Source organism: Streptomyces sp. NPDC002809, from assembly GCF_040295435.1.
In the GTDB taxonomy this organism is placed as follows: Bacteria; Actinomycetota; Actinomycetes; order Streptomycetales; family Streptomycetaceae; genus Streptomyces.
The window spans coordinates 19,344-38,675 of sequence record NZ_JBEOVJ010000024.1; the positions used below are offsets into that span (position 1 = coordinate 19,344).

A 19,332-nucleotide genomic window follows, 5' to 3' on the forward strand; every position below is an offset into this window, starting at 1 on the left:
GCACACCGCAACCAGTAGCCCGTCGTGAAGCACTGCCGCAGGCCCGGAGGATGTCGTGAGCGACACACAGACCATGATCGAGAACCGTCCGCCCTCCGTGGCGACCCTCTTCATCGACCGGGTGGCGGCCACCCCGGACGGGGAGGCCTACCGCTATCCCGTCCCCGCGGCCGCCGGTCAGGGGCCCGACGAGTGGAAGTCGCTCAGCTGGGGCCAGGCCGCCGAGCGGGTCTACGCCGTGGCGGCCGGGCTGATCGCTCTGGGCGTGCAGCCGGAGGAGCGCGTCGCGCTCGCCGCGAGCACCCGGGTCGAGTGGATCCTGGCCGACCTCGGGGTCACGTGCGCGGGCGCCGCGACCACCACGATCTACCCCTCGACGAACACCGAGGAGTCGGCGTTCATCCTCGCCGACTCCGAGAGCCGGGTGCTGATCGCCGAGGACGCCGCGCAGCTGGCCAAGGCCCGCGAGCGCCGCGCCGAACTGCCGAACCTCACGCACGTCGTCGTCATCGACGCCGAGGGTGCCGGACCGGCCGAGGGTGACCCGGAGGGCTGGGTGCTCACGCTGGCCGACCTGGAGGCCCTGGGCGCCGGACACCTGGCCGAGAACCCGGACGCGATCACCGAGCGGGTCGACGCGATCACCCCCGAGCAGCTCGCCACCCTCATCTACACCTCGGGCACCACCGGCCGCCCCAAGGGCGTACGGCTCCCGCACGACAACTGGTCGTACATGGCCAAGGCCACCGTCGCCACCGGGCTGATCACCAAGGACGACGTCCAGTACCTCTGGCTGCCGCTCGCGCACGTCTTCGGCAAGGTCCTCACCTCCGGCCAGATCGAGGTGGGACACGTCACCGCCGTCGACGGCCGGGTCGACAAGATCATCGAGAACCTGCCCGTCGTCCAGCCGACATACATGGCGGCCGTCCCCCGGATCTTCGAGAAGGTCTACAACGGCGTCGCGGCCAAGGCCCGCGCCGGCGGCGGGGCCAAGTACAAGATCTTCCTCTGGGCGGCCGGGGTCGCCCGCGAGTACGCGAAGGTCTCCCAGGACAACTTCCGGCGCACGGGCACCCCCTCCGTCCCGTTCGCGCTCGGTGCCAAGCACAAGGTCGCCGACACCCTCGTCTTCGCCAAGATCCGTGAGGCCTTCGGCGGCCGGCTCCGCGCCTGTGTCTCCGGCTCCGCCGCGCTCGCTCCCGAGATCGGCTTCTTCTTCGCCGGCGCCGGCATCCACATCCTTGAGGGCTACGGCCTCACCGAGACCAGCGCGGCCTCCTTCGTCAACCCGGGCGAGGCCTACCGCACCGGCACCGTCGGCAAGCCGCTCCCCGGCACCGAGGTCCGGATCGCCGACGACGGCGAGATCCTCCTGCGCGGCCCCGGTGTGATGCAGGGCTACCAGGGGCTGCCGGAGAAGACGACCGAGGTGCTGGAGGCCGACGGCTGGTTCCACACCGGCGACATCGGAGAGCTGTCCGTGGACGGCTATCTGCGGATCACCGACCGCAAGAAGGACCTGATCAAGACGTCCGGCGGCAAGTACATCGCGCCGGCCGAGGTCGAGGGCCAGTTCAAGGCGGTCTGTCCGTTCGTCTCCAACATCCTGGTGCACGGCGCGGACCGTAACTTCTGCACCGCGCTCATCGCCCTCGACGAGCCGACCATCCTCGACTGGGCCGCGGAGAACGGCATGGAGGGCAAGTCCTACGCGGACGTGGTGGCCTCCCCGCTGACCGTCGAGCTCATCGACGGCTACGTCAAGCGTCTCAACGAGGGACTGCAGCGCTGGCAGACCATCAAGCAGTTCCGGCTGCTCCCGCGTGACCTCGACATCGAGCACGGCGAGGTCACCCCCAGCCTCAAGCTGAAGCGGCCGGTCGTCGAGCGCGCGTACAAGGACCTGATCGAGGACATGTACGCGGGCTCCCGCGAGGCGTAGCGACCGGCCTTCCGGCCTGTTCCCGGCACCCGGCCCGCCGCGCTCCGCGCGGGGGGCCGCCCTGCGTTCTCCAGGCACTTCGGTAACTCGACGCGTATGCGAAGGGTCGATCTGTCACTCTGTCCGTGTCGTCAGCGGCGCATAGAGGGTCCGTCTTAACGGAGAACAGGCAGAGCGAGAACAGGTCAGGAGCCGCCCTGTGGGGTCCATTCCCTTGCAGCGGGACATCGTGCAACGTCCCGGAACCACTGGCGCGTCCGCGGGCGCACAGCCCGTCGCGCGGACGAGCCTGCCCGGGAACCTGCTCGCGCCCTCCGCGGCCCGGCGGTTCGTCGCGGCGGCACTCGCCGAATGGAGCGGGCTCGGGCTGCCCGCGGCCGTCGGCTTCAGCGAGCGGCTGTCCGACGACGCGGCGGTCGTCGTCAGCGAACTCGTCACCAACGCCGTCGTGCACGCCGGGACCAACGTCGAACTGCTCTTCCGGCTGGAGGAGGCGACCGAGGACGAGGCCTCCGCGCTCGTCCTGGAGGTCTCCGACCACCACCCGGCCCGCGCCGTGCGCAGCGACCACCCCGAGGACGCCACAGGGGGCCAGGACGGACCGGGGGAGCCCGCCGAGTACGGGCGCGGCCTGGAGCTCGTCGCCACCCTCGCCGAGCGCTGGGGCATCACCTACCGCACCGGCCTCAAGACCGTCTGGGCCCGGCTCCCCGTCGACGACTGGAACCCCTTCCCCGACGCGCGCCCGGAGGCCGGATTCCAGCGCGGACTGCGCGCCGCCGAACTGCTCGCCCCCACCGCCCGCCGCGCCCTGCGCGACGACGCGGACTGGGCGGGCCGCGGAGCGCTGTCGTTCCTCGCCGAGGCCTCGGACCTGCTGGCAGGCCAGCTCGACGAGGACATCGTGGCCGCGCTCGCCGGACAGTTACTCGTGCCCCGGCTCGCCGACTGGTGCGCGATCTGGCTGGAACCCGAGACCCCAGGACGCGCGGCCGTCCCGCGCCTCGCCAAGGTCTGGCATGTCGACGAGACCCGCATCCAGCCGCTGCGCGACCTGCTGGAGGGCGACCCGCTCCGGCTTCCCGAGCGGGTCGGCACCGGCCCCGTGTCGATGCCGTGGCCCGGCAGCGCCGAGGACGGCGGGCAGCCGGACGGGATCGAAGGCGTCGCGCTCGCCTACCGGATCACCTCGGGCGGCCGCACCCTCGGAGCCGTACTCCTCGGCCGCGAAGGCATCGCCCGGGTCCCCGACGAGGTCACGGCGCTCATCGAGGACTTCGTACGCAGGGTCGGACTCGCCGTCGGCGCCGCCCGCGCCTACACCCGGCAGGCCACCATCAGCCGCATCCTCCAGCGCGGGCTGCTGCCCAGCAAGGTCGCCGACATACCGGGCGTCGTCAGCTCGCTGGTCTACGAACCCAGCGACGACGGCGTGGTCGGCGGTGACTTCTACGACATCTTCCCGTGCCCGGGCGACCGCTGGTGCTTCATCCTCGGCGATGTCCAGGGCAGCGGCCCCGAGGCGGCCGTAGTGACCGGGCTCGCCCGCCCCTGGCTGCGGCTGCTGGCCCGTGAGGGCTTCCAGGCCGACGAGGTCCTGGTCCGGCTCAACCGGCTGCTCCTCGACGACGCGATGGAGGCGGCCGAGGCGGCCGCACTCATGGTCGCCGCGGCCGGCGGCCAGCACTCGGCGGACAGCGGACAGTCCCGGTTCCTCTCCCTGCTGTACGGGGAGCTGGTGCCGCTGCCCGGCGGCGGAGCCCGCTGCACCCTGGTCAGCGCGGGGCACCCGCTGCCGCTGCTGCTGCGCCCCGACGGCACCGTGCGGCCGGCCGCCGAACCGCAGCTGCTCCTCGGCGTCATGGACGACGCCGTCTACGAGACCCAGAGTTTCGACCTGGCCCCCGGCGACAGCCTCCTGTGCGTCACCGACGGGGTCACGGAGCGGCGCTCGGGCCCCCTGATGTTCGACGACGGCGACGGGCTCGCGCAGGCGCTCTCCGGCTGCGCCGGACTGACCGCCGATGGCATCGCGGACCGCATCAAGCACGCCGTGCACGCCTTCGCCGAGCGCCCGCCGGACGACGATCTGGCGCTGCTGGTCCTTCAGGCCGAGTAGCTCCCCCTCCCCGGGCGTGGCGTCCGGACGGCGGGCGGCGCGCGACAATGGGCGGTATGCCTTCCGTACTGCCCGATGGTGAGCCCGTGCCCGACGACGGGGCGCTGCCCCGCCATGCCCTGGAAGGCGCCGCCGAACGCCCGCTCGGCTTCTACCTGCACGTGCCGTACTGCGCGACCCGCTGCGGCTACTGCGACTTCAACACCTACACCGCGACCGAGCTGCGCGGCTCGGGCGGTGCACTGGCCTCCCGGGACAACTACGCCTCCCACCTCATCGGCGAGGTCCGCCAGGCCCGCAAGGTCCTCGGCGACGACCCCCGCCAGGTCCGTACGGTCTTCGTCGGAGGCGGTACGCCGACGCTGCTGGCCGCCGCCGACCTGGTCCGGATGCTGGCCGCGATCCGGGAGGAGTTCGGCCTCGCGGACGATGCCGAGATCACCACCGAGGCCAACCCGGAGTCCGTCGGGCCCGCCTACCTCGCCGAGCTGCGCGAGGGCGGCTTCAACCGGATCTCCTTCGGGATGCAGAGCGCCCGGCAGCACGTCCTGAAGATCCTCGACCGCACCCACACCCCGGGCCGGCCCGAGGCCTGTGTCGCCGAGGCCAGGGCGGCCGGCTTCGAGCACGTCAACCTCGACCTGATCTACGGCACCCCGGGGGAGTCCGACGACGACTGGCGCGCCTCCCTCGACGCCGCGATCGGCGCCGGGCCCGACCACGTGTCGGCGTACGCCCTGATCGTCGAGGAGGGCACCCAGCTGGCCCGCCGGATCAAGCGCGGCGAGATCCCGATGACGGACGACGACGCGCACGCCGACCGGTATCTCATCGCGGACGAGGCGATGGTCGCGGCCGGCTTCTCCTGGTACGAGGTGTCGAACTGGGCCCGGACGCCCGAGGGCCGCTGCCTGCACAACGAGCTCTACTGGCGCGGGGCCGACTGGTGGGGCGCCGGACCCGGCGCGCACAGTCACGTCGGCGGCGTGCGCTGGTGGAACGTGAAGCACCCCGGGGCGTACGCGCAGGCGCTCGCCGAGGGGCGCTCGCCCGGCGCGGGCCGCGAGATCCTCTCCGCGGAGGACCGGCGGGTCGAGCGCATCCTGCTGGAGCTCCGGCTCGTCGACGGCTGCCCGCTGTCGCTGCTCGCCCCGGCCGGACTTGCGGCGGCCGGGCGGGCGGTGGACGACGGCCTGCTGGAGCCCGGCCCGTACGGGGAGGGGCGCGCGGTGCTGACCCTGCGCGGGCGGCTGCTGGCGGACGCGGTGGTGCGGGACCTGGTGGACTGAGGGAACAGGCCTGCGGGGGTGGGCCGAGACGGCACAGGGCTGTTGCGGCGGTGGCCTGGGGGAACTGGCCTGCGGGGGTGGGCCGAGACGGCAGGCAGGCCGGGCCTACTCGGCAGGGGCCGTCACGAAGTCGATGAGATGCTCCACACATCCCAGCAGCTCCGGCTCCAGGTCCTTGTAGGACCTCACCCGGGACAGGATGTGCTGCCAGGCCGCACCCGTGTTCTCCGGCCACCCCAGCGACCGGCACACACCCGTCTTCCAGTCCTGCCCCCGCGGCACCACCGGCCATCCGGGGATCCCGACGGAGGACGGCTTCACGGCCTCCCACACGTCGATGTACGGGTGGCCGACCACCAGGACGTTCCCGTCCGAGATCTGTGCCGCGATCCGGGACTCCTTGGAGCCCGGTACGAGATGGTCGACCAGTACCCCCAGACGCGCGTCCGGACCCGGTGAGAACTCGCGCACGATCGCGGGAAGGTCGTCGATGCCCTCCAGGTACTCCACGACCACGCCCTCGATGCGCAGGTCGTCGCCCCAGACCCGCTCCACCAGCTCGGCGTCGTGCCGGCCCTCCACGTAGATCCGCCCCGCCCGCGCCACCCGGGCCCGCGCCTCGGGCACCGCCACCGAGCCGGAGGCCGTACGGGCCGGCCGGACCGGGCCGCCCGCCGACGGGCGCACCAGCGTGACGACCCGGCCCTCCAGCAGGAAGCCGCGCGGCGCCATCGGGAAGACCCGGTGCTTGCCGAAGCGGTCCTCCAGAGTCACCGTCGGGCCCTCGGCCGTCTTCTCGCACCGGATCACCGCACCGCAGAAGCCGGTGGCGACGTCCTCCACGACCAGATCGGGCTCGGCGGGCACCTCGGGGACGGGGGCGGACTTCTTCCACGGCGGGGTCAGGTCCGGCTGGTAGCTGCGCATCGGACGACGATAAGCGGGGAACGGTCTACGACACGCCGAACCGGACGGCAAGGCCGTCGCGTTGGGCCCGGACGAACGCGGCGTCCACCACGGCCCCGTGCCCCGGCACGTACAGCGCGTCCTCGCCGCCCAGCTCCAGCAGCCGGTCCAGCGCCGCCGGCCAGCGTGCGGGAAAGGCGTCCGGGCCCGCCTGGGGCTCACCGGACTCCTCGACCAGATCGCCGCAGAACACGATCGCGGGGGAGCCGGGGACGCCCGGGACCAGCACCGCCAGGTCGTGACCGCTGTGCGCCGGACCGGCGTTCACGAGCTGCACCTCGCGCCCGCCGCCCAGGTCGAGCGTCCATTCGGCGCACACCTCGTGACGGGGCGCCACCAGCACATCGGCCGACTCCGCCGCGTCGTGCTCGGGCAGACCGTGCCGTACCGCGTCGGCGTGCAACTCGTCCGCCCCTCGCCGCAGCAGATCCGCCGTGCCCACCGCGCCGTACACCTGTGTCCCGGCGAAGGCCGCCGTGCCCAGCACATGATCGAAGTGGGGGTGGCTGAGTGCGATATGCGTCACCCTTCGGCCCAGCAGCGCCTGTGCCTGGGTGCGTACCTCCACCGCTTCACGGAGTGACGACCCGGTGTCGCAGAGCAGCACTCCGTCGGTCCCGGCGACGAGGGCGACCGTTGCATCCCACACCGGAAGGCGTCGCCGGCCCACTCCGTGTCCGAGTCGCTCCCAGCCGAACTCTTCCCAAGAGGCGTCCATACGACGACGCTATCGGCAACGACCTGCGCAGTCTCGCGGTAGCGTGGCCGGTCGCCCTTGCTAGGGGGCTACCCCGTCGCCGTACACTGGCCGGGGGATTGCTGGCACTCGTACGCACAGAGTGCCAGGAGAAGACCCGGGAACGGCCCGAGAACCACCGAGGTACACAGCTGGAGGTGTGCGCGATGCTCAGCGAACGCAGACTCGAAGTGCTGCGCGCCATCGTCCAGGACTATGTCGGCACCGAGGAGCCCGTCGGCTCCAAGGCGCTCACGGAGCGGCACAAGCTGGGGGTCTCCCCGGCCACCGTCCGCAACGACATGGCGGTGCTGGAGGACGAGGGCTTCATCGCCCAGCCGCACACCAGCGCGGGACGCATCCCGACGGACAAGGGTTACCGGCTCTTCGTCGACAAGCTCGCGGGCGTCAAGCCCCTGTCGTCGCCGGAGCGCCGTGCCATTCAGAATTTCCTCGACGGCGCGGTCGACCTCGACGATGTCGTGGGACGTACCGTACGGCTGCTCGCGCAGCTGACCCGGCAGGTCGCCGTCGTGCAGTACCCCTCGCTGACCCGCTCGACGGTGCGGCACGTGGAACTGCTGTCCCTGGCCCCCGCCCGGCTGATGCTCGTGCTGATCACGGACACCGGCCGGGTCGAACAGCGGCTGGTCGACTGCCCCGCACCGTTCGGCGAGACCTCTCTCGCCGATCTGCGGGCGCGGCTCAACAGCCGGGTCGTGGGACGCCGTTTCGCGGACGTTCCGCAGCTGGTGCAGGACCTGCCGGAATCCTTCGAGAGCGAGGACCGGGGAACCGTGTCCACCGTGCTCTCGATCCTGCTCGAATGCCTTGTCGAGGAGACGGAGGAGCGGCTGATGATCGGCGGCACCTCCAACCTCACCCGCTTCGGGCACGACTTCCCTGTGATGATCCGGCCGGTGCTGGAGGCGTTGGAGGAGCAGGTCGTGCTGCTGAAGCTGCTCGGCGAGGCCAAGGACTCGGGCATGACCGTACGTATCGGGCACGAGAACGCCCACGAGGGGCTCAACTCCACGTCCGTCGTCGCGGTCGGCTACGGTTCGGGCGACGAGGCAGTCGCCAAACTCGGCGTGGTCGGACCGACCCGCATGGACTACCCCGGAACGATGGGAGCGGTACGCGCAGTGGCACGTTACGTCGGACAGATCCTGGCGGAGTCGTAAGTGGCCACGGACTACTACGCCGTACTCGGCGTGCGCCGCGACGCTTCGCAGGACGAGATCAAGAAGGCCTTCCGGAGGCTCGCCCGCGAGCTGCACCCGGATGTGAACCCCGATCCGAAGACCCAGGAGCGGTTCAAGGAGATCAACGCCGCTTACGAGGTGTTGTCGGACGCTCAGAAGAAGCAGGTCTACGACCTCGGCGGCGACCCGTTGTCCGCCTCCGGAGGTGGTGGCGCGGGCGGATTCGGACAGGGCGGCTTCGGCAACTTCTCCGACATCATGGACGCGTTCTTCGGTACGGCGTCGCAGCGCGGACCCCGTTCGCGCACCCGTCGCGGCCAGGACGCCATGATCCGGCTGGAGATCGACCTCTCCGAGTCGGCCTTCGGTACGACCAAGGACATCCAGGTCGACACGGCCGTCGTCTGTACGACCTGCAGCGGTGAGGGCGCCGCGCCCGGCACCTCCGCCCAGACCTGTGACATGTGCCGCGGCCGCGGCGAGGTCTCGCAGGTCACGCGGTCGTTCCTCGGCCAGGTCATGACGTCGCGGCCCTGCCCCCAGTGCCAGGGCTTCGGCACGGTCGTGCCGACGCCGTGCCCGGAGTGCGCCGGTGACGGCCGCATCCGCTCGCGGCGCACGCTCACCGTGAAGATCCCCGCGGGTGTGGACAACGGCACCCGCATCCAGCTCGCGGGCGAGGGCGAGGTCGGCCCCGGCGGCGGCCCGGCCGGTGATCTCTACGTCGAGATCCACGAGCTGCCGCACGCCGTGTTCCAGCGGCGCGGCGACGATCTGCACTGCACGGTCACCATCCCGATGACGGCGGCGGCCCTCGGCACCAAGGTGCCGCTGGAGACGCTCGACGGGCTGGAGGAGGTCGACATCCGGCCGGGCACCCAGTCCGGCCAGTCCGTCCCGCTGCACGGGCGCGGCATCACGCACCTGCGAGGCGGCGGGCGCGGCGACCTGATCGTGCACGTCGAGGTGATGACCCCGACGAAGATGGACCCGGAGCAGGAGCGCCTTCTGCGCGAGCTGTCGAAACTGCGCGGCGAGGAGCGGCCCACCGGCCAGTTCCAGCCCGGGCAGCAGGGGCTGTTCTCGCGGCTGAAGGACGCGTTCAACGGCCGCTAGGGCCTGCGGCCGAGTCGCGCAACGATGTCGTACGGGCCCGGTTTCCGGGCCCGTACCGCATTGCGGACAAAACGTGGCAGCGGGGTGCGCATCACCGGACACGGGGGACATGACACGATGCGGTCATGTCATCCGCGTTGACCGATCTCTGCCGGTATCCGATCGTGCAGGCCCCGATGGCGGGCGGAGTCTCCTGTCCGCAGCTCGTCGCGGCTGTCGCCGAGGCCGGCGGACTCGGCTTCCTGGCCGCCGGGTACAAGACGACGGACGGCATGTACAACGAGGTCAAGCAGGTGCGCGGGCTCACCGGCCAGCCCTTCGGCGTCAATCTCTTCATGCCGCAGCCGAACCTCGCCGACCCGGCCGCCGTCGAGGTGTACCGGCACCAGCTCGCGGGTGAGACCTCCTGGTACGAGACCCCGCTCGGCGACACCGACACCGGCGGCGACGACGGCTACGAGGCGAAGCTCGCCATCCTGCTGGAGGACCCCGTCCCGGTCGTCTCCTTCACTTTCGGCTGCCCCTCCCGCGACACCCTCGACGCGTTCGCCGCGGTGGGTACGTACACCGTCGTCACGGTCACCTCGCCCGAGGAGGCCCAGGCCGCCCAGTGGGCGGGCGCCGACGCCGTCTGCGCCCAGGGCATCGAGGCGGGCGGCCACCAGTCCACGTTCCGCGACGATCCGCAGACCGACGGTACCGGGACCGGGCTGCTCTGCCTGGTGGCCCAGGTGCGCGAGACCGTGCAGATACCGATCATCGCCGCGGGCGGGATCATGCGCGGCTCCCAGATCGCCGCGGTGCTGGCGGCGGGCGGCGATGCCGCACAGCTCGGCACCGCCTTCCTGGCCGGCCCCGAGTCGGGCGCCCACCTCCTGCACAAGCAGGCCCTCACCAATCCGCTGTTCGTCCGCACCACCCTGACCCGGGCGTTCTCCGGGCGCCCGGCCCGCGGCCTGGTCAACCGTTTCGTGCGCGAGCACGGACCGTACGCCCCCGCCGCCTATCCTCAGGTGCACCAGCTGACCGCGGCGCTGCGCAAGGCGGCGGCCAAGGCCGGGGACGCGCAGGGCATGGCACTGTGGGCGGGGCAGGGGCACCGGATGGCGCGCGAGCTGCCCGCCGGCCGGCTGGTCAGGCTGCTGGCCGAGGAACTGGACGCCGCACGGACGGCAGTGAGCACAAGGAGTACACAGTGACGGCACCCGTCTTCGTCGTCGACCGGATGCCGCAGGGGCCGGGCTTCGTTCTGGAAGGGCCAGAGGGGCGGCACGCCGTCTCCGTGAAACGCCTGCACGCCGGTGAGGAAGTCGTCCTGACGGATGGCCTGGGTCGCTGGGCGGAAGGCGTCGTGAGCGCCGCCGAGGGCAAGGACCGGCTGGTGATCGCCGGCCTGGAGTCCGTCCACGAGGAACCCCGGCCAGGCGTCCGTATCACCGTCGTCCAGGCGCTGCCCAAGGGGGACCGCGGCGAGGTCGCCGTCGAGACGATGACGGAGACCGGCGTCGATGCGGTCGTGCCGTGGCAGGCCGCGCGCTGCATCACCCAGTGGAAGGGCGACCGAGGCCTCAAGTCCCTTGCGAAGTGGCGCAATACGGCCCGTGAGGCCGGCAAGCAGTCGCGCCGGGTCCGGTTCCCCGACGTGGCGGACGCGGCAACGACCAAGCAGGTTGCCGCACTTCTGGCCACGGCCGACTTCGCTGCCGTGCTGCACGAGGACCGGGGACACGACAGCGAACCGCTGGCCGCTGTCGACCTGCCCGACGCGGGCGAGATCGTGCTGGTCGTAGGGCCTGAAGGCGGCGTCTCGCCCGAGGAGCTGGCCGTGTTCGCCGCCGCCGGCGCCCGGACCTGCCGCCTCGGACCGACGGTGCTGCGCACGTCGACCGCGGGTACCGCGGCGACTGCGCTGCTGCTGGGACGCACGGGCCGCTGGTCGTAGAGGCCCTTCTCCGGGGCAGTTGTGGCCGCAAGCGGTCTACCGCTGCGTCAGGAGTGGTGGGAAGCTGCCCGTATGGGGACATCAAGGGCATGGGGCCGCCGAAGGACCCGTCGCTTTCCGGCCGTGATCTGCCTCGCGGCCGCAGTAGTCGCGGGCCTCGCCGCCTGCGAACCCGTGGACGGGCTGAACACCGCGTCCATCGCCGTGACCACGGACCGCACCGCCACCAGCGCCCTGGAGCACGAAGGCGTGCGGGTCCAGTGGCTGACCTGCACGGCGAAGGTGGAAGGGGACGGGGCGAAGACGCCGTCCGCGCGGGCCGGTTCGGCCACCGCCTCCACGCGCCGCGTCGCCGACGTCGACTGCAGCGGCAGGACGAAGGACGGCCGGGACATAAAGATCACCGGCCAGGTCCGCCAGGCGGTCGACGGCCGGTGCGTACGCGGTGACCTGACCGCGAAGGCCGGCGCCCGGACCGTGTTCCGGGCCACCCTGCTGGGCAACTGCGAGGCACCGCCCCCGACTTCCGCACCGGCCGACGGGGGCGCCGGCAGCGGTGGCGGGGGAGGAGTCCGGCCGACGGTGACCGTGACCGTCACGGTCACCGAACACCCCCAGGGGAAGTGAGCCGCCCGGACGGCGGACTCCGGCCAACATCGTTCCGCCGGCCACGGCCGCGGCCTAGGCTGATCGTTGTGACACAGCCTTCCTACCTCCGCTATCCCCATGTCCAGGGCGACTCGATCGCCTTCACCGCCGAGGACGATGTCTGGCTCGCGCCGCTCGACGGCGGCCGAGCCTGGCGTGTCAGCGCCGACAACCGCCCCGTCACCCAGCCGCGGATATCTCCCGACGGCACCCTCGTCGCGTGGACGTCCACCCGGGACGGGGCACCCGAGGTACACGTCGCCCCCGTCGACGGCGGCCCCTCCCGGCGGCTGACCCACTGGGGCGACGCGCGGACCGCCGTACGCGGCTGGACACCGGACGGCGACGTGCTGGTCACCAGTACCCAGGGCCAGGTCTCGCTCCGGCGCAGCTGGGCCCGCGCCGTCCCGGTCGACGGAGGTCCCGCACGGACCCTCCCGTACGGACCGGTCGGCTCCCTCGCGTACGGTCCCGGCGGCCGGGTCCTGCTGCTCTCGGCCACGATGGGGCGCGAGGCCGCCACCTGGAAGCGCTACCGGGGCGGCACCGCGGGCAAGCTCTGGATCGCGGCCGAGGGGGACCCGGCGGAGTTCGTACGCGTCCACGAGGACATCGACGGCAACATCGAGTGCCCGATGTGGGTCGGCGACCGCATCGCCTTCCTCTCCGACCACGAAGGCGTCGGCGCGCTCTACTCCTCCCTCCCCGACGGCACCGGCCTGCGCCGGCACACCGGCATCGAGGGCTTCTACGCCCGGCACGCCACCACGGACGGCACCCGCGTCGCCTACGCGTCCGCCGGCGAACTGTGGCTCCTGGACAGCCTGGAGAGCGACGGCCCCCGCCGCCTCGACATCAGGCTCGGAGGTCAGCGCGCCGACCTCCAGCCGCACTCCGTGCACGCCGGCAGCCACCTGCACACCGCGTCGCCCGACCGCACCGGCCGCGGCAGCGCCGTCGGGTCCCGCGGCGCCGTCCACTGGGTCACCCACCGCGAGGGCCCGGCCCGCGCGCTCGCCGTCGAGCCCGGCGTACGGGCCAGGCTGCCGCACACCTTCCAGGCCGACGGCGACCAGCACGTCGTCTGGGTCACCGACGCCGAGGGCGACGACGCGCTGGAGTGCGCACCGGCCACCGGGACCGGCCCCGGCGCCGTACCCCGCCGCCTGGCCGCGGGCCGGATCGGCCGGGTCCTCGACCTGGTCCCCGCACCCGACGGCAGCCGCTTCGCCGTCGCCGCCCACGACGGGCGCGTCCTCGTCGTGGAGCGGGAGAGCGGCGAGGTCCACGAGGTCGACCGCAGCGAGCACGGCGACGCCTCCGGCCTCGTCTTCTCGCCCGACTCCGCCTGGCTCGCCTGGTCGCACCCCGGCCCCGAACCGCTCAGCCGGCTCAAGCTCGCGCACCTCGCCGACCTGTCGGTGTCCGAGGCCACCCCGCTGCGCTTCCGGGACTTCGCGCCCGCCTTCACGGCCGACGGCAAGCACCTGGCGTTCCTCTCCGAGCGGGCCTTCGACCCGATCTACGACTCCCACGTCTTCGACCTGGCGTTCATCGGAGCCTGCCGGCCGCACCTGCTGACGCTCGCCGCGACCACCCCGTCCCCGTTCGGACCACAGCTCCACGGCCGCCCGACGGAGAAGGAGAAGGGCGGCGACGGCGAGGACAACCCCACCGCGCTCCCCGTCACCCGCATCGACCTGGACGGCCTCGCCGACCGGATCGTGCCGCTGCCCGTCGAGGCCGCCAGCTACTCCTCGCTGCGGGCCGCGAAGGACGGGCTGCTGTGGCTGCGCCACCCGGTCACCGGGGTCCTCGGCACGAGCGCCCCCACCCCCGACGCCCGCCACCCCGAGCCCGTCCTGGAGCGGTACGACCTGGAGAAGCTGCGCTGCGAGGAACTCGCCTCCGACATCAGCCGGTTCGCGGTCAGCGGCGACGGCAAGCGCCTCGTCCTGCACAGCCACGGCAAGCTGCGTGTCGTCCCGTCCGACAGCCGGGTGTCCGGGGGCTCCGACGACGACAGCGACGACAACAACATCACCGTCGACCTCTCCCGTGTCCGCCGCACCCTCGACCCGGCCGCCGAATGGCGCCAGATGTACGACGAGGCCGGCCGCATCATGCGGGACAACTTCTGGCGCCCCGACATGGGCGGCATCGACTGGGACGGCGTCCTGGACCGCTACCGGCCCGTCCTTGAGCGCGTCGCCACCCACGACGACCTCATCGACCTCCTGTGGGAGGTCCAGGGCGAACTCGGCACCTCGCACGCCTATGTGACCCCGCCCGGCGGCTGGCGCGACGACTCCGCCCGGCAGGGACTGCTCGGCGCCGACCTCTCCCGCGACGACGACGGGAACTGGCGCATCGACCGCATCCTGCCGTCCGAGACCTCGGACCCGGCCGCCCGGGCGCCGCTCGCCGCACCCGGCGTCGCCGTCCGTACGGGTGACGTGATCGTGGCCGTCGACGGCCACCCCGTCGACCCGCTCACCGGCCCCGCGCCGCTGCTCACCGGCTCGGCGGGCAAACCCGTCGAGCTGACCGTCTCACCGGTCGACGGCGGCGATCCGCGCCACGTCGTCGTCGTGCCGATCGCCGACGAGGAGGCGCTGCGCTACCACGCGTGGGTCGCCGACCGGCGCGCGTACGTGCACGAGCAGTCCGGCGGGCGGCTCGGCTACCTCCACGTCCCCGACATGGTCGGCTCCGGCTGGGCCCAGATCCACCGCGACCTGCGCACCGAGGTCGCCCGCGAGGGACTGGTCGTGGACGTGCGGGAGAACCGTGGCGGCCACACCTCCCAGCTGGTGGTGGAGAAGCTGGCCCGCCGCATCGTCGGCTGGGACCTGCCCCGCGGCATGCTGCCCTCCAGCTACCCGGGCGACGCGCCGCGCGGTCCGGTCGTGGCCGTCGCGAACGAGTTCTCCGGCTCGGACGGCGACATCGTGAACGCGGCGATCAAGGCGCTGAACATCGGCCCCGTGGTCGGCGTACGCACCTGGGGCGGCGTGGTGGGCATCGACAGCCGGTACCGGCTCGTCGACGGCACGCTGGTCACCCAGCCCAAGTACGCCTTCTGGCTGGAGGGATACGGCTGGGGCGTCGAGAACCACGGCGTCGATCCCGATGTCGAGGTCGTCATGGCGCCGCAGGACCACGTGGCGGCCCGGGACCCGCAGCTGGACGAGGCGATCCGGATCGCACTGGAGTCGCTGACCCGCACGCCCGCGAAGGTGGCGCCGACACTGCCGGAGTGAGCTTCAGGTCTCTCCGGCGGCCGAGGTCCGGGGTTCAGCGGTGGCAGCGCCCCCGCTGGACCCCGGACCCCGCGCCTCGAACGACGCAGGGGCCGGGCGCCCCGCTAGGCTGCCCCGTAACGGATCACCGAGACAGAGGAGCAACCCCATGGCAGGAGAACCGCAGCCCGACTGCCTGTTCTGCAAGATCGTCTCGGGCGAGATCCCGGCCACCATCGTCCGGGAGACCGACACCACGGTGGCCTTCCGCGACATCAACCCCCAGGCCCCCACCCACGTCCTGGTCATCCCGCGCGTCCACCACCCCGACGCCGCGTCCCTCGCCGCCGCGGAACCGCAGATCCTCGCCGACGTCCTGAGCGAGGCCGGACACGTCGCCGCCGACGAGAAGGTCGACGAGACCGGATACCGGGTCGTGTTCAACACCGGTGCCGGAGCCGGGCAGACCGTCTTCCACGCGCACGCCCACGTCCTGGGCGGCCGCGGTCTCCAGTGGCCCCCCGGCTAGCGACGGCCGCATCCCATGTCGTCACGTGAACTCGTCGTCCTCGGCACCGCCAGCCAGGTCCCGACCCGGCACCGCAACCACAACGGCTACCTGCTGCGCTGGGACGGCGAGGGCATCCTCTTCGACCCCGGCGAGGGCACCCAGCGCCAGATGCTGCGGGCCGGCGTCGCCGCGCACGACATCGACCGGATCTGCGTCACGCACTTCCACGGCGACCACTCGCTGGGCCTCGCCGGGGTGATCCAGCGGATCAACCTCGACCAGGTCCCGCACCCCGTCGTCGCGCACTACCCGGCGAGCGGACAGCACTTCTTCGAACGGCTGCGGTACGCCACCGCCTACCGGGAATCCGTCGAACTGACCGAGGCCCCGGTCGCCGCCGACGGGCCGCTGGCCACCACGGACGCGTACACCCTCGGCAGCCACAGGCTCTCGCACCCCGTCGAGTCGTACGGCTACCGGCTCGTCGAGCCCGACGGGCGGCGCATGCTGCCCGCGAAACTCGCCGAGCACGGCATCGCGGGACCGGACATCGGCCGGCTCCAGCGCGAGGGCACCCTCGGTGGTGTCACCCTCGACGACGTCTCCGAGCACAGGCGCGGACAGCGGTTCGCGTTCATCATGGACACGAGGCTGTGCGACGGCGTGTACGTGCTCGCCGAGGGGTGCGACATGCTGGTCATCGAGTCGACCTTCCTCGACGAGGACAGAACACTGGCCGCCGACCACGGCCACCTGACCGCCGGACAGGCCGCCCGGGTCGCGCGGGAAGCGGGTGTACGGCACCTCGTGCTCACCCACTTCTCCCAGCGCTACCCGGATCCGGAAGTCTTCGAGACCCAGGCCCGGGCGGCCGGGTTCGAGGGCGAACTGACCATTGCCCAGGACCTGATCCGGGTCCCGGTACCGAGCCGCCACCCGTGACACGTAACAGCACCGCCATGCGTAAGTGAGAACACCGTGCATCTCCCCAAAGCAGAACTCCACCTCCACATCGAAGGAACCCTCGAACCCGAGCTGGCCTTCGCGCTCGCCGCACGCAACGGCGTGCGGCTGCCCTACGCGGACACCGAGGAGCTGCGCACCGCCTACCTCTTCGACGACCTGCAGACCTTCCTCGACCTGTACTACGCGCTGATGGCGGTGCTGCGGACCGAGGACGACTTCACCGAACTCGCCGACGCCTACCTCACCCGCGCCGCCGCCCAGGGCGTGCGCCACGCCGAGATCTTCTTCGACCCGCAGGCGCACACCGCCCGCGGCGTGGCCATCGGCACGGTCGTCGAGGGGCTCGGCCGTGCGCTGGAGCGCAGCGAGGAGAAGCACGGCATCTCCACCCAGCTGATCATGTGCTTCCTGCGCGACCAGTCCGCCGAATCGGCGCTGGAGACCCTGGAGGCCGCGAAGCCGTACCTGCACCGGATCAGCGCCGTCGGTCTGGACTCCGCCGAGGTCGGCCACCCGCCCGCCAAGTTCCGCGAGGTGTACGCCGCGGCCGGGGCGCTCGGACTGCGCAAGGTCGCCCACGCGGGCGAGGAGGGGCCGCCGGCGTACATCACCGAGGCGCTCGACGTGCTCGGCGTGGAGCGCATCGACCACGGACTGCGCTGCATGGAGGACCCGGAACTCGTGAAGCGGCTGGCCGCCGACCGGGTGCCGCTCACCCTCTGCCCGCTGTCCAACGTACGGCTGCGCGCCATCGACACGCTGGAGGAGCACCCGCTGCGGGCCATGATGGACGCCGGGCTGCTCTGCACGGTGAACTCCGACGACCCCGCCTACTTCGGCGGATACGTCGGAGACACCTTCCACGCGGTCCATGAGGCGCTCGGCCTGGAGCGCGAGCAGCTGCGCACCCTGGCCCGCAACTCCTTCGAGGCGGCCTTCCTCGACCACGACGAGGAGCGCAGGGCGCGCTACCTGTCCGAGGTCGAGGCGTACGCGTTCGACTGACCGCCACCCGACGGGCCGGCCGTCCGGAACGCACTCCTGACCAGACGCCGACGGCGCAGCGCGGGCAGGCTTATCTCCGTGACGGCCTGCTCGGGCGCGCCCAGCTTCGGTACCGCGCCGGGCACCGCACCGGTGGTGACCGCGAGCAGGGCCGCCGGAGCGCCGCCCCTGCGGCGCACCGAACCCGGCACCAGCGGACGCCCACCGGTGTGCAGCGCGACCGCCGTCACCGGAACCGCGACCAGCAGGGTCACGGCGCCCAGGATCAGCCCCATCACCGGGAAGCCGGCCCCCTCGGACAGCACGCTGCCGAGCACCGGACCGCAGGCCACGCCGACCGATGAGGCCGAGCCCGCCAGGACCGCCCAGCGCCCGCGCACGTCCAGGGACGCGGCCAGGCCGATCAGATACGACAGGACCACCGGGTAGACGGTGTTCCACAGGATCTCGCCGGTCGCGAACGAGCCGAGGCTGCCTGCCGACGAGCTGAGCACGATGCTCGCCGCGATCACGACGGTGCCCAGACCGATCGGCACCGCCCGGCCGAGCCTGGCGCCCAGCATCCCGGCGCCCATCACGCCGAGCAGACCGGCGCCGAGCGCGGCGGCGAACACCGCGCCGATGGTGACCTCGGAGAGCCCGACCTGGTCCACGCCGATGCGGCTGCTGACCCCCCACAACGCGTTCTGCGCCATGGACCAGACGAGCATGCCGCCCGCCAGCACCAGGCCCGAGCGGCGGTGCGGCAGCCGTCCCGACGCGGGGACGGCCGGACCGGCCGGGACGGGGCTGCCGAGCCGGGAGGTGGCCGGCCAGACGAGGAGAGCGACCAGCGCGATCGACGCGAACGGGAGCCGGTGGCCGCCGCCCAGGTGCGGGATCGTCAGATACAGGGCGCCCGCGGTGGCCGAGACGCTCAACAGCCCCAGGGACGACGTCCGGTGCGGGTCGCGCTGGGCTGCGATGCCCGCCGCGGCCACCGCGGTCGCCGTACCGGAGCCGAAACCGCCGACCATGGCTCCCAGGACCACCAGCGGCACGGAACCCGCCAGCGCGGCGCAGCCGTACCCCAGCACGGCCAGCACCAGGCCGAGCCGGGCCGGCCTGCGCGGCCCGTACGTCTCGACGCGGCCCGCCAGGCAGAAGCCGGCCGAGGCCGAACTCAGCAGCAGGGCGCTGCCGACCAGACCGGCCTGCGCCGTGCTGAGGCCCAGATAGACGGAGAGCCGTCCCACGATGGTGGGGAGGAGATAGGCGGCGAGGTAACCGGCGGTGAACACGGCAACCAGAGGCCACGCGGCGCGAGGGCGCGAGGACATGGGCGTTCCTGAAGACATGCCAGAAGAGGCGGAGAAGGCAGAGGGGGGCAATGCGAGAACTGCGAAAAATGAGAGAACTGCGAGAACTACGAGAAAAGCTGAAAATGCGGGGGTTCGGCACACTCGTCGGTTAGGTCACCAACGGTGGTCGCGGGCCAATTTGTATCAAGTGCTCCCGGTCGACCGAAAGCCGCCATGCTGTGAGCTGCGTCACTTATGCGTTTGGTGTGTTTCTATGCGGGTACCAGCGCATGTTTATGCAGGTCAGCCTCCGGGTGTGAAGAACCGCAGAGACCCGGCGCGGACCCGGCGCACGCACCCGG

Annotated in this window: 15 protein-coding genes; 12 read left to right on the forward strand and 3 right to left on the reverse strand. The window is 72.2% G+C overall.

The annotated features are described in order from the left end of the window. The first annotated feature begins 55 nt into the window (after positions 1 to 55). The 3 genes from ABT025_RS16745 (at position 56) to hemW (ending at position 5,353) form a co-directional block, all read left to right on the forward strand. Complete coding sequence (locus tag ABT025_RS16745) at positions 56 to 1,945, forward strand: AMP-dependent synthetase/ligase (RefSeq protein ID WP_350994574.1); 1,890 nt, start codon at positions 56 to 58, stop codon at positions 1,943 to 1,945. Positions 1,946 to 2,159: 214 nt separating this feature from the next. After that, positions 2,160 to 4,064: a SpoIIE family protein phosphatase gene (locus ABT025_RS16750; RefSeq protein WP_350994689.1), complete on the forward strand. Its 1,905-nt coding sequence runs from the start codon at positions 2,160 to 2,162 to the stop codon at positions 4,062 to 4,064. 56 nt (positions 4,065 to 4,120) lie between these two features. Beyond that, positions 4,121 to 5,353, forward strand: a complete 1,233-nt coding sequence (gene hemW / locus ABT025_RS16755) for a radical SAM family heme chaperone HemW (protein WP_350994576.1) — start codon at positions 4,121 to 4,123, stop codon at positions 5,351 to 5,353. Between the two features lie 105 nt (positions 5,354 to 5,458). On the opposite strand, the gene ABT025_RS16760 is transcribed toward hemW, so the two are convergent. Continuing rightward, positions 5,459 to 6,280, reverse strand: a complete 822-nt coding sequence (locus tag ABT025_RS16760; RefSeq protein ID WP_350994578.1) for a DUF3097 domain-containing protein — start codon at positions 6,278 to 6,280, stop codon at positions 5,459 to 5,461. A 25-nt stretch (positions 6,281 to 6,305) separates the two neighbouring features. Beyond that, complete coding sequence (locus ABT025_RS16765) at positions 6,306 to 7,037, reverse strand: MBL fold metallo-hydrolase (protein ID WP_350994580.1); 732 nt, start codon at positions 7,035 to 7,037, stop codon at positions 6,306 to 6,308. A 185-nt stretch (positions 7,038 to 7,222) separates the two neighbouring features. On the opposite strand from ABT025_RS16765, the gene hrcA reads away from it, so the two are divergent. The 9 genes from hrcA (at position 7,223) to ABT025_RS16810 (ending at position 17,690) form a co-directional block, all read left to right on the forward strand. Then, positions 7,223 to 8,239, forward strand: coding sequence for a heat-inducible transcriptional repressor HrcA (gene hrcA / locus ABT025_RS16770; protein ID WP_219573125.1), 1,017 nt, complete (start codon positions 7,223 to 7,225; stop codon positions 8,237 to 8,239). After that, entirely contained in the window at positions 8,240 to 9,376 is a 1,137-nt protein-coding gene (dnaJ, locus tag ABT025_RS16775) for a molecular chaperone DnaJ (protein ID WP_219573124.1), read from the forward strand. It abuts the gene before it with no gap. A gap of 125 nt (positions 9,377 to 9,501) precedes the next feature. Continuing rightward, on the forward strand, positions 9,502 to 10,575 hold the full coding sequence (locus tag ABT025_RS16780) for a nitronate monooxygenase (protein ID WP_350994583.1): 1,074 nt from the start codon (positions 9,502 to 9,504) through the stop codon (positions 10,573 to 10,575). Beyond that, positions 10,572 to 11,318 (forward strand): 16S rRNA (uracil(1498)-N(3))-methyltransferase, encoded by a 747-nt coding sequence (locus ABT025_RS16785; protein ID WP_350994584.1) that lies wholly within the window; start codon positions 10,572 to 10,574, stop codon positions 11,316 to 11,318. Before ABT025_RS16780 ends, ABT025_RS16785 begins: the two co-directional genes overlap by 4 nt. A gap of 183 nt (positions 11,319 to 11,501) precedes the next feature. After that, positions 11,502 to 11,945 (forward strand): hypothetical protein, encoded by a 444-nt coding sequence (locus ABT025_RS16790; RefSeq protein ID WP_502971961.1) that lies wholly within the window; start codon positions 11,502 to 11,504, stop codon positions 11,943 to 11,945. Between the two features lie 68 nt (positions 11,946 to 12,013). Next, entirely contained in the window at positions 12,014 to 15,229 is a 3,216-nt protein-coding gene (locus tag ABT025_RS16795) for a S41 family peptidase (RefSeq protein ID WP_350994588.1), read from the forward strand. Positions 15,230 to 15,377: 148 nt separating this feature from the next. Next, on the forward strand, positions 15,378 to 15,737 hold the full coding sequence (locus ABT025_RS16800) for a histidine triad nucleotide-binding protein (RefSeq protein ID WP_350994590.1): 360 nt from the start codon (positions 15,378 to 15,380) through the stop codon (positions 15,735 to 15,737). Between the two features lie 15 nt (positions 15,738 to 15,752). Next, entirely contained in the window at positions 15,753 to 16,661 is a 909-nt protein-coding gene (locus ABT025_RS16805) for a ribonuclease Z (RefSeq protein WP_350994592.1), read from the forward strand. A 36-nt stretch (positions 16,662 to 16,697) separates the two neighbouring features. Continuing rightward, on the forward strand, positions 16,698 to 17,690 hold the full coding sequence (locus ABT025_RS16810) for an adenosine deaminase (protein WP_350994596.1): 993 nt from the start codon (positions 16,698 to 16,700) through the stop codon (positions 17,688 to 17,690). On the opposite strand, the gene ABT025_RS16815 is transcribed toward ABT025_RS16810, so the two are convergent. After that, positions 17,654 to 19,009: an MFS transporter gene (locus ABT025_RS16815; protein ID WP_350994598.1), complete on the reverse strand. Its 1,356-nt coding sequence runs from the start codon at positions 19,007 to 19,009 to the stop codon at positions 17,654 to 17,656. The genes ABT025_RS16810 and ABT025_RS16815 overlap by 37 nt on opposite strands. Positions 19,010 to 19,332 lie beyond the last annotated feature (323 nt).

Bases quoted from the DNA above. Each gene is read 5' to 3' on its own strand.
- hemW (WP_350994576.1), top strand. From the start codon at position 4,121: ATGCCTTCCGTACTGCCCGATGGTGAGCCCGTGCCCGACGACGGGGCG.
- ABT025_RS16760 (WP_350994578.1), bottom strand. From the start codon at position 6,280: ATGCGCAGCTACCAGCCGGACCTGACCCCGCCGTGGAAGAAGTCCGCC.
- ABT025_RS16765 (WP_350994580.1), bottom strand. From the start codon at position 7,037: ATGGACGCCTCTTGGGAAGAGTTCGGCTGGGAGCGACTCGGACACGGA.
- hrcA (WP_219573125.1), top strand. From the start codon at position 7,223: ATGCTCAGCGAACGCAGACTCGAAGTGCTGCGCGCCATCGTCCAGGAC.
- ABT025_RS16780 (WP_350994583.1), top strand. From the start codon at position 9,502: ATGTCATCCGCGTTGACCGATCTCTGCCGGTATCCGATCGTGCAGGCC.
- ABT025_RS16800 (WP_350994590.1), top strand. From the start codon at position 15,378: ATGGCAGGAGAACCGCAGCCCGACTGCCTGTTCTGCAAGATCGTCTCG.
- ABT025_RS16805 (WP_350994592.1), top strand. From the start codon at position 15,753: ATGTCGTCACGTGAACTCGTCGTCCTCGGCACCGCCAGCCAGGTCCCG.
- ABT025_RS16815 (WP_350994598.1), bottom strand. From the start codon at position 19,009: ATGTCCTCGCGCCCTCGCGCCGCGTGGCCTCTGGTTGCCGTGTTCACC.